Below are 9,665 nucleotides of genomic sequence, written 5' to 3' on the forward strand. Positions count from 1 at the left end.
TTGAAGCAGGAGAGCATGTCTCCATTGAGCTAGGTGAAGCCACTCCAAAGGCTTTAGTTAAGGGCACTCAAGGTTCTGTTGCAATTCCTGTTACGACTGCTGGCATTAAGGCAGGTGAATCCCTGTCGGTTACWGTGAAAAACAGCGCTGGTAGCGAACAAAACTTTGCAATAACAGGAGAAACGGTACAAACGAATAGATTGACTGTTTCGATAACCGTTCCGGCTACAGCTGAGAAAGGGGAGTATCGAGTAGAAATTGGTTATGGCAATACGGCGAAGACGACCCATTTTCAAGTTTCGGAGCCTGGAACCAATCCCCCTTTGGGAACGAATACAGGGTCAATCGACAACAGTCTGAAAGTAACTCTTTCTCCGCAGAAGCTGAAGGAGCTGTTGGAAGCCGCAGAGCCGGATGAAAACGGACTTGTAAACATCGTCCTGGATTATTCCGAAAATGAAGCGATCAAGGACGTTCAAGTGACCTCTATGAATGTAAAGGAATGGCTGTCCAATTTGGATAAACTCGATTATATAATTATAGAGACCGCTTTTGGAACAATGAAAGTGAATAGAGAATCGATCGATAAGCTTGCAACTAGTGCGACCGATCAAATCACTTTTGTTATCCGGAAAGGAAGTATCATCATCGAGTGTCTGGTCAATGGCAAGCTGATCGAGTGGTCGGACGACGAGCATCCACTTATTGTTGAAATGAAGCATGACAGCAAGCCGGGGGAAATCAGTGATTACATCGTTGCCTATCGTGAGATCGAAGGGATAAAAACACTCCTTCCCCAAAGCGTATACTCGAACGGTAAAGTGGTGTTTTGGACCGCACAAAGCGGAACATTCGATGTTATTTATAATGAAAAGCATTTTACAGACACGAAYGGGCATTGGTCTGATCAAGCAGTGAAGTATATGGCTGCGAGGGATGTAATCAAAGGGGTAGGAAATCAAATTTTCTTGCCTGATGCTGCGGTTACTCGAGCGGATTTTGTAGCTATGCTTGTCCGGATGTTGGGGCTTAAGGGATCGAACAAGGATTCTTTTAGTGACGTGAACAGCAGCGATTATTACTCGAATGAGGTAGCAATCGCCAAATTTCTAGGGATTATTAAGGGCAGGGGAAACAATACGTTCGGAGCCAAAGAACAAATAACCCGCCAGGAAATGTTCACAATATCAGAGCGGGCCATGCAAGAGATGAACATGTTGGAAGGAAAAGCAGGGGATGCTGAGCTAGGACAGTTTAAGGATGCTAACGAAATATCTAGCTATGCACGAGACAGTATCTCAGCTTTATATGAGAAGGGTCTTGTAAATGGGCATGAAGGTAAGTTATATCCTAGCAAACATGCTACCAGAGCTGAAGCTGCACAATTTCTTATGAATGTGCTTGTGAAGTTGATCAAATGATTAGTCCAAAGGTTGTCGTACAGCATAAAATGGGTGGTTAGAAAAATCAACGTCCAATAATAATAACCGTCCGTTTGCCAKTCATTGGGCAATCGGACGGTTTTTTAATAGCTATTTGTTATTTACCGCCATTCTGAGAACCAGTGGGCTTCAAATTTTTATGATGCTCCATTCGCCATTGAATGGGGCTTGTACCATGTTTTTTCTTGAATAGCCTGCTAAAGTAATGAATGCTCTGATAGCCTGTTCTATCTACTATTTCCTGTACGCTCATTCTGCTATTGGAGAGATAACCGATGGCGGCATTCATCCGCAAGTCATTTAAGTATTGGAATGGAGTTATCCCTGTGTATTCTTTAAACATACGTATTAAATAGGATGGATTGAGGTGAACTAGCTCGGATAACATTTGTAAAGTGATTTTCTCCCAATAGCTTGCTTCCATCCAACGTATAAGCATTTCAATCGTTTCTTTGGCTGGAGCCTCCCGATTAATTGAATCAAGGCTTCTTCCGCTATCCGCCTGTTGCTCGTAGGTTTGTACAACATGATCGATCAACGCAATAATTGTCTTAATGTCGGAGATGGATATCTGATTGAACAACTCCGGTTGGCGTTGTGCCCATTCTGATGTTATAAGCTTGGACAAGTCACCAATACGRTTAGCGATCATACTCAATTCAGAAAAATTATTGTTTAAGTTGACCTGGATATGGTTCCAGACATTACATTGGTGGAATCCAGGGAAAGAGATCATATTGTTCTTTTCAATCTCCCAGTAGAAATAACTATAATGTTTAGAGACACAAACTAATTTATGGAAAGTGTTAACGGGAATAAGCACGATAGCTGGACCATCTATGACATAAATTTGAGAAATGAAATTGAGCTGAACTTTACCTTCGGATATATAAAGCACTTCATGGTGATTCGGATGAATGCCTCCTAGTAGATCTGCAAACGGAGGTGTGGATCGATAGTCTCGCATAGGATGTGAAGTAGTGTCGTAGCCATAGCACCGAATATGCATTTGCTCAACTCCCGTTATATTCTGCTGTCAATTAAAGGTATTCAAATGAACATGAAGTAAATAGAAACGTGGTGTGGGATAGCGTATGTGGTTAAAATTGTATCATATGTACCAAGGGGGCGTACATAACAAATGGTCGCAAATATATAGAGAATTAAACCAGCATCCATTCAGATATCAATAAAATGCAAACGGTTACGGAAATGGGTTAGCAACATAAGGTTTTGACGCATGTTAGGAGTACGCATGAACAATATCTACTACAAAGACGAATCCTTTTATACCATGTAAACTTATGATAGTGTTTAACCATAAATAGGGAGGGTCAAAAAATGTATCCAAAAACGAAAAAAACTGTATTATCGATTATCGTACTATCTGTATTACTATTGCTTGCTGCTTGCGGAAAAAATGTCAATAATGTGGGAACTAATGAAGGAAATGTGGGGACGAATGGAGATTCTGCGCTCGAAGAGACGTCAGCTGTCTATGACAACGGCTTGCCTAAGGATGAAAAGGTAACTTTGAAAGTAGGATTTCTGGAAGCCGGATATGGTCGGGAATGGTTTGATCATGCAGTCAAGCTATTTACGGAGAAATATCCGAACGTAACGTTCGATATTACGGCCTCACCAAAGATCCCTGACATGATCAGCACGAAAGCTGCTGCAGGCGACGATAAGGATATGTTCGATATCCTTTACGGATTGGCTTATACCGAATATGTAGATGCCAATAAATTGGAACCGCTTACGGATATATTCCAAATGTCGCCGACTGACGGACAAGGCAAGAAGTTAGACGAGTTGATCGTCCCTGGCTACAACGTTCCAGATCAGTATTACAAAGGAGAAAACTGGCTTTTCCCTATTGCCAACTATATCGGGGGCATGTTCTTCGACCAAGCGTTATTCGAAGAGAACGGCTGGAATCAAGCGCCGAAGACATATGATGAGTTCCTTGCGCTGTGCGAAGCAATTAAGAGCAAAGGTATCGATCCTATCGTATATTCTGGCTTACACAACTACGCCATCTTTGCTTTCGATACGAAGGTATTCGAGCTTGCGATGGATAATGGAAACAAGGAATTCCGCAGCCAATTCGAGAATTATACCGGTTCGGAATTTACGTCAGCTGAGAATATCGAAGTGCATAATAGATTGTACGATATGGGCAAAAAGGGATATATCAGCAAGCAGAGCGTCGGTATGAACCATACTCAATCGCAAATGCTTGCCCTGCAAGGTAAAGCGGCTATGGTGCCATCCGGTGACTGGATTGAGAACGAGATGAAGGAATCGGCACCGGAAGGCTTTAAGTGGGGTTATATGGCCGTACCATTCTCCAACAACCCAGAAACTCCAATTCATATTAACAATGGTCTCAGCTATGCCTTCCAGCTGTGGGCGAATAAGCCGGATCTGAGTAAGCAATGGTCTAAGCACTTTCTATTATCTCTGATGACGAATGAAGTCCAGCAGATTCTGGTGGACAAGGGGGGAGCGTTCCCGCTTAGGAAAGATTATATGGATGATCCGGCGCGAGCTGAGAATATGAAGCCACTTCAGAATTCTATTGCGTCTTACATGAAGGAGAATAATGTTTTATTGGAACTGAAGAATCGTAAAGTGGTTTTGAGCTCACCGGATTTTGCTACAGCATATAAGGTTATCTTGGATAATACGGCTCTGATCTTGACAGGGCAGAAGGAACCTTTGCCGATCCTAGAGGAAGCCGAGAAGCTGCTTCGTAAGGCAGTCGAGGAAGAGGGAAAGGGAAAGTAACCAATCTGTAATCCAAAAGCCTAAGACTAGGAAATACTTGTGCGATGCAGACCGCTGACCAGATGGACAGCGGCCTGTATTGTGACTTAGAGGGGAGTGATACCGAAGTGAGATCGACTGCTTACAACAAAACGAACATACAGAAGGCAATCTTCCTGACGATAGTGGTATTGCCGCCATTCGCCGCCTATTTGCTGTTTACGCTGTATCCTAATATCCTATCTGTTTATTATTCGTTTCTAGATTGGAATGGCATTGGCTCGAAGACATTTATTGGTTTTGATAACTACGTCAGGCTATTCAAGGACCCAGTTGTCTTACGCTCTTTGGAGCATAATTTGATTTTACTGGTTACTGTCATTCCGATTACGCTAATCCTATCGCTCGTTCTGTCGGATTTGCTGGTCAATCGGAAGTATAAGGAGAACGGGTTCTACAAAGTGTTATTTTTCTTTCCAAACGTATTGTCGCTTGTGGTCATTGCTCTGGTCTGGTCCTTTATCTACGATGGGACATTCGGTTTATTGAACGGTCTGCTCCGACTGCTCGGCTTCGAGGATAATCATAACTGGCTTGGCAGTGAGAATACAGCGCTTGCGGCTATGGTTCCGCTTTATGTATGGTGTTATGTCGGCTTCTATGTCGTTATTTTTATTAATGCGATGAACTCTATTCCGAAGAATATCTATGAATCTGCGATTCTGGACGGGATCAGTAGCTATCAACGATTTACGAAGATTACACTGCCCCTTATCTCCGGAGTGATTCGTGTAGGTACGATCTTCTTAATGCTTAACGTGATTAAAGGATTTGAATATATGTTCATTATGACCAAGGGCGGTCCAGGTGGGTCAACTGAAGTTATCTCGCTATATATGTTCAATCTGGCATTCGGATCCCCAAGCCAGGGGCAGCACTTCTATGGGTATGCCTCAACAATAGGAATGTTTATTTTCGTAGTTTTGGTATCGCTTAAGGTTGTTGTAGACAAGTTTTTCTCAAAAGATRGCGTAGAGTTTTGAAAGGCGGGTTTTCATGAAAAACGGGTTAGCTTCTCTATTGTGGCGCGTCATCTTGTTCTTATGGGCAGTTACCATCATGCTCCCATTAATCTGGATTGTTTATCAATCGCTAAAGACTAATCAGCAATTTTTTGCCGATATTTGGGCGTTGCCTGATACGCTTCAATGGAATAACTATATGAAAGCCTGGACGAAGCTGGGCGTGGGCAAGTCGATGCTCAATACCGTCTATTATGTCGGACTAGGTCTGCTCATAAGTTTGGCGGTCTCGGCGTTGAATGCTTATGCCTTCACACGTATGCAGTGGAAGCTGCGGGGATTGTTATGGAGCATCATTATGCTGTCGCTCTTCCTACCGGGCATTAATATTCTTGTCCCACAATATACACTGATGAGATCATTAGACCTGACTAACAGCTTGAACGGTCTTGTTTTGCTTGCCAGCTTGCCGCTAGGCGCTTTCGAGCTGCTGTTGCTGGGAAGCTTCATGCAGTCACTGCCGAAAGAACTGGAGGAGAGCGCATTTATTGACGGTGCCACCTTGTTTCAAGTAGTACGTAAAATTATAGTGCCGTTAGCCATGCCAGGGATTGTGACAATCGCAATCTTTAAGTTCGTCGCCTTATACAACGACTTCCTTGGTCCGTTTATTTTTCTGAGTGATCCTGACAAATACACGGTCAGCATCAATATGTACGCGGCGAATGCAATGATGGAGTATAAGGCGGACTGGGTGACACTTCTAGCCGGGCTTGTCATTACTATTACTCCGACTATATTCATCTATATGCTTTTCCAACGTAGAATTATCGAAGGTGCTACGCTTGGCGGTGTTAAGGGCTAAGCAGAAGCACAAAATGCACCTGTGTGAAGGATTCATGAGGGAATCTATTCCGTTCATGAGCTATTCACAAGGTGCATTTTATGGTTTGCAGTGTAAAGTATAGCGGCTGTCTCCGGAAGTACCTACCGCCACTACCCTACCCGCTATCTCATCTCCCGGGAATCCGGGGGACGTTTAAAAGCCTCTGAGGAAAAGAAACTCCAGAGGTTTTTTGGTTCATATTTATCATCGCTGATAAACAAGTGGGAAATGCTCTCCTGCTAATATTTCACCAGGTTGGATGTCAACATATTGCAGCATAGGGTGATGTTTATCTGGTACATAACGGGTATGGCCCGGCATGTAATGAACGGCGATCGCACGTCTTTTTAACTCTGAACGGTTATGCGGGCTGCCGTGCCAGGTCAAGGAGTGATGGTAGCCCACCTGCCCTTTCTTGATCTCGAACGGAACGGCCTTTACCTCTGCACCTGAGGGAAGCTGGTCGGGTTGACGGTGAACCGGCATGAAGGAGTCATCGGCCGACAAATATTTCTGATGGTTGCCCCATTTATGGCTCCCAGGTACCATCCACATACAGCCGTTTTCTATGATTGCATCATCTAATGCTACCCATGCGCTTATTAGATCTGCTGGTTGAATGATCGGCCATAATGGATGATCCTGATGCCAAGCTGTCGGTCCTCCAGTAATCGGCGGCTTGTATTGAATCTGATCATGCCAGATGCGCAGCGTATCGGTCTGACACAGCTGAGCGATCTCTTCGCAAATCCGTTGATTATGCGCATGCTGCAAGAAGGCATCACTAGCCATCCATATATTTACGATCTGTACAACCTTGTCGTTCACAACCATTTTCATCCCGTCATACGGCGAATCTGATTGTTCATTCATATTGCGATTCAACACGGGAGGTCTTACTGACTTTCCTTCCATGACCAAATCCAGCTCTTCTCGCAACAATTCAACCTCACTGTCGCTAAGCACAATATCCCCTTTCAGAAAGCCATTCTGTTCAAATTCTTCTACCTGCGCTGCATGAAGCATTTGCATTCCCCTCCATTGATCTATATTCATTCCGAGTGATATATTGAGTATACAAATTGGCAGTTAGTCTGTATTTCCACGAACCTATGAGACTTTTACACTTTTCCCCTATTGCTGACTCTAGGAGTGATCGATCGTGAATTTGGGTTCTATGCTCACCTTGTCACCAGTCATTAATTTTGCTCGACGTGACACGGTTGGAGCTGATGTATTCTGGGGACCAAGAACGATTCCCGATTGTCAGTTTTTTTATGTGATCGATGGAGAAGCCGAGCTTCTTATTAATCAGGAGCGTTATCGGATTTCGCCTGGACAATGTGTGTTCTTTGGTGCCAACTGTCCGCATCAATTAACTGCATTAACGGTCATAACCTTTTATAGCATTCATTTTCAATGGACTCATACGTCTCCGGAGCCCGTCCACCCAGCGTATCAGATAAAGAATTGCACAATACAGGAGCTATCCAGCAAGGCGGATGTCTATGAGCTGGAGGTTCCCTTGTTTGRTATGATCACGATCCCACACTGGTTCGAGGCTCCAGAGATGGAGCAGGTGCTATGGCGTATTGCCAGAGAATATCAATGGGAGAAGCCGGGCTACCCTTTTATGCTAAGGGCTCTTTTAATGGAGCTCATCTCGATTCTCGTCCGTCATCTTACGGATCGATCGTCTTCGAAGTTAGGCAAGATTGAACCCGCATTAGCGCTTATGCGTGATAACCCTGAGCAGGAGTGGACCGTGGAGTATCTTGCTTCGCTATGCGGATACCATCCCACGCATTTCACGAAGATATTTAAGGAGGAGACGGGAAGAACACCTAAGCAGTATATGATTTCGGAGAAAATTAAACGGGCCAAGCAGCTTCTGCTTGGCGGAGAAACGCTTGATGTTATTGTAGACAAATTAAATTACAACAACGTCCATTACTTTAGCCATCAGTTCAAAAAAGAAACGGGATTAACCCCCAGTGTTTTCCGACAACAGGGTAATCGGGAGACGCTGCTCTAGTAAATGGGTAGCTGTTCGTCCAAAGAATCGGATTTGCTCCATCGAGGAGGTTCGCATCTATTTTTTAAGTCTTCGATAAGCCTACGGGGTGCCAACCTAGTAGGTTTATTTGTTTTTGGCTGTAAAATGATTGGATTATACCTCGATTTACTACCGATTGGCTGAAGGGTGGAGGGGGATTACAACGAATGTGATAAGTAGTATCTTATCTCCATGTAGTACCTTATCACCTGGCTGTTTTGAGGTGAGTTTTAATTAACCTCACATTCTGAAACTAACGAGCGTTTTTAAGGAAAAAGAGGTATTTTAGTTTCAGAATCTGCAGCTAAWTCACTGAAAGAGGTTGCTGTTCGAGCAAACCCAGCATTTAAGTTCATTCTCTGAAACTAGCTAATGTTTTCCAYTGTCGCTACCTCATTTAGTTGCAAATATTGAAACTACGCACTCGTGCTGCGGAATAGCAAATTAGCCGGCAGATGTTATGTTCACTAAACTTAACGCCATCAACGTGTTCCGACAACGGGGAAGTGGGAGATGCGGGACTAGCAAACGAGCAGTTATTAGTACAACGATCTTGTAGCTATCCGTACAAAGATCATGCTCCTCAATCCTGCTCATCTCTGTTGTTACTAACCGAACGTTTTTCCTCAGACAAGCATTCAAAAAAAACACTTTACAAAGCCCACGCGGTATCATATATTCTACTTATGAAATGTTTCCTTAGGTAAACTTTGTGTCGTTAAGTAAAGTTAAATTTTTTTATTAATTATTTTGCATTAAGGCAAAATAATTTCCTTATATTAACACGGAGGTGGATGGTTAATGGCACTTGATCCAAATCGGCAGATTTCAAGAAGAAGCATACTTAAGGTTGGAGCAGCTGGCATATTGGGTGTGCTCGGAAGCAGTTTTTTAAGTACAGGTGCTCTATTTGGAAAGCCTGCTAATGCTATGGGCAAGGATGGCATGCACCATGCGCTCAAAGAGCAGATGAAACACGGGATGGCGCATGGTTACGACCCGGGCACAGACTCAACGCCGGGGCTGGAAGCGGCTGTTAAGGCATTAACAAATTTCGATTACGGGGTTGTAAGTACGTCTTCAGATGGCAGAACCATTAGGGAATACGATATTCAAGCATGGGATGAGGAGGTTGAAATAGCGAAAGGTATCAAGTTTCCAGGGTGGACATTTAACGGTACGATTCCTGGACCAACTTTACGCTGTACGGAGGGGGATATCGTACGGATAAAGTTCGGGAATGGCTCGGCACATCCTCATTCGATGCACTTGCATGGCATTCATCCGACAAATATGGATGGATTGGAACCAGTTCCAACTGGCGGGGAATTTGTATATGAATTCGTTGCAAAGCCAGCAGGCCTGCAGCCTTATCACTGTCATGTTCCTCCATTAGCTAGACATATTCATAAAGGTCTCTACGGTCATTTCATTATTGACCCTAAGAAGCCAAGGAAACCGGCAAAAGAGTTAAGTATGGTTATGAA

The 9,665-nt window shown here is 43.7% G+C and carries 8 protein-coding genes; 6 read left to right on the forward strand and 2 right to left on the reverse strand.

Annotation, left to right across the window (positions count from 1 at the left end):
* Positions 1–1,421, forward strand: a 1,421-nt coding sequence (locus AC1DWN_RS19970) for an S-layer homology domain-containing protein (protein WP_477560657.1), incomplete at its 5' end; no start/stop codon positions are given.
* A 118-nt stretch (positions 1,422–1,539) separates the two neighbouring features.
* On the opposite strand, the gene AC1DWN_RS19975 is transcribed toward AC1DWN_RS19970, so the two are convergent.
* Entirely contained in the window at positions 1,540–2,451 is a 912-nt protein-coding gene (locus tag AC1DWN_RS19975; RefSeq protein ID WP_477560658.1) for an AraC family transcriptional regulator, read from the reverse strand.
* 332 nt (positions 2,452–2,783) lie between these two features.
* Here AC1DWN_RS19975 and AC1DWN_RS19980 point away from each other — a divergent pair, with 332 nt between their 5' ends.
* Genes AC1DWN_RS19980 through AC1DWN_RS19990 form a run of 3 tightly spaced genes read left to right on the forward strand, consistent with a single transcriptional unit; the run spans position 2,784 to position 6,101 of the window.
* Positions 2,784–4,235: an extracellular solute-binding protein gene (locus tag AC1DWN_RS19980; RefSeq protein ID WP_477560659.1), complete on the forward strand. Its 1,452-nt coding sequence runs from the start codon at positions 2,784–2,786 to the stop codon at positions 4,233–4,235.
* 44 nt (positions 4,236–4,279) lie between these two features.
* Positions 4,280–5,257, forward strand: a complete 978-nt coding sequence (locus AC1DWN_RS19985) for a carbohydrate ABC transporter permease (RefSeq protein ID WP_477560660.1) — start codon at positions 4,280–4,282, stop codon at positions 5,255–5,257.
* 13 nt (positions 5,258–5,270) lie between these two features.
* On the forward strand, positions 5,271–6,101 hold the full coding sequence (locus AC1DWN_RS19990) for a carbohydrate ABC transporter permease (protein WP_477560661.1): 831 nt from the start codon (positions 5,271–5,273) through the stop codon (positions 6,099–6,101).
* A 225-nt stretch (positions 6,102–6,326) separates the two neighbouring features.
* Here AC1DWN_RS19990 and AC1DWN_RS19995 read toward each other — a convergent pair whose 3' ends face one another.
* Positions 6,327–7,148 (reverse strand): phytanoyl-CoA dioxygenase family protein, encoded by an 822-nt coding sequence (locus tag AC1DWN_RS19995; RefSeq protein WP_477560662.1) that lies wholly within the window; start codon positions 7,146–7,148, stop codon positions 6,327–6,329.
* Positions 7,149–7,284: 136 nt separating this feature from the next.
* Between AC1DWN_RS19995 and AC1DWN_RS20000 the strand changes: the two genes are divergently transcribed.
* Both AC1DWN_RS20000 and AC1DWN_RS20005 read left to right on the forward strand, forming a co-directional pair.
* Positions 7,285–8,157 carry an AraC family transcriptional regulator gene (locus tag AC1DWN_RS20000; protein ID WP_477560663.1) on the forward strand — a complete coding sequence of 291 codons (873 nt, stop codon included), beginning with the start codon at positions 7,285–7,287 and terminating at the stop codon, positions 8,155–8,157.
* An 822-nt stretch (positions 8,158–8,979) separates the two neighbouring features.
* Positions 8,980–9,665 (forward strand): multicopper oxidase domain-containing protein (locus tag AC1DWN_RS20005; RefSeq protein WP_477560664.1); only part of this gene is annotated, 686 nt, incomplete at its 3' end.

The sequence above is a fragment of the Paenibacillus sp. P4_A7 genome (genome assembly GCF_056402455.1).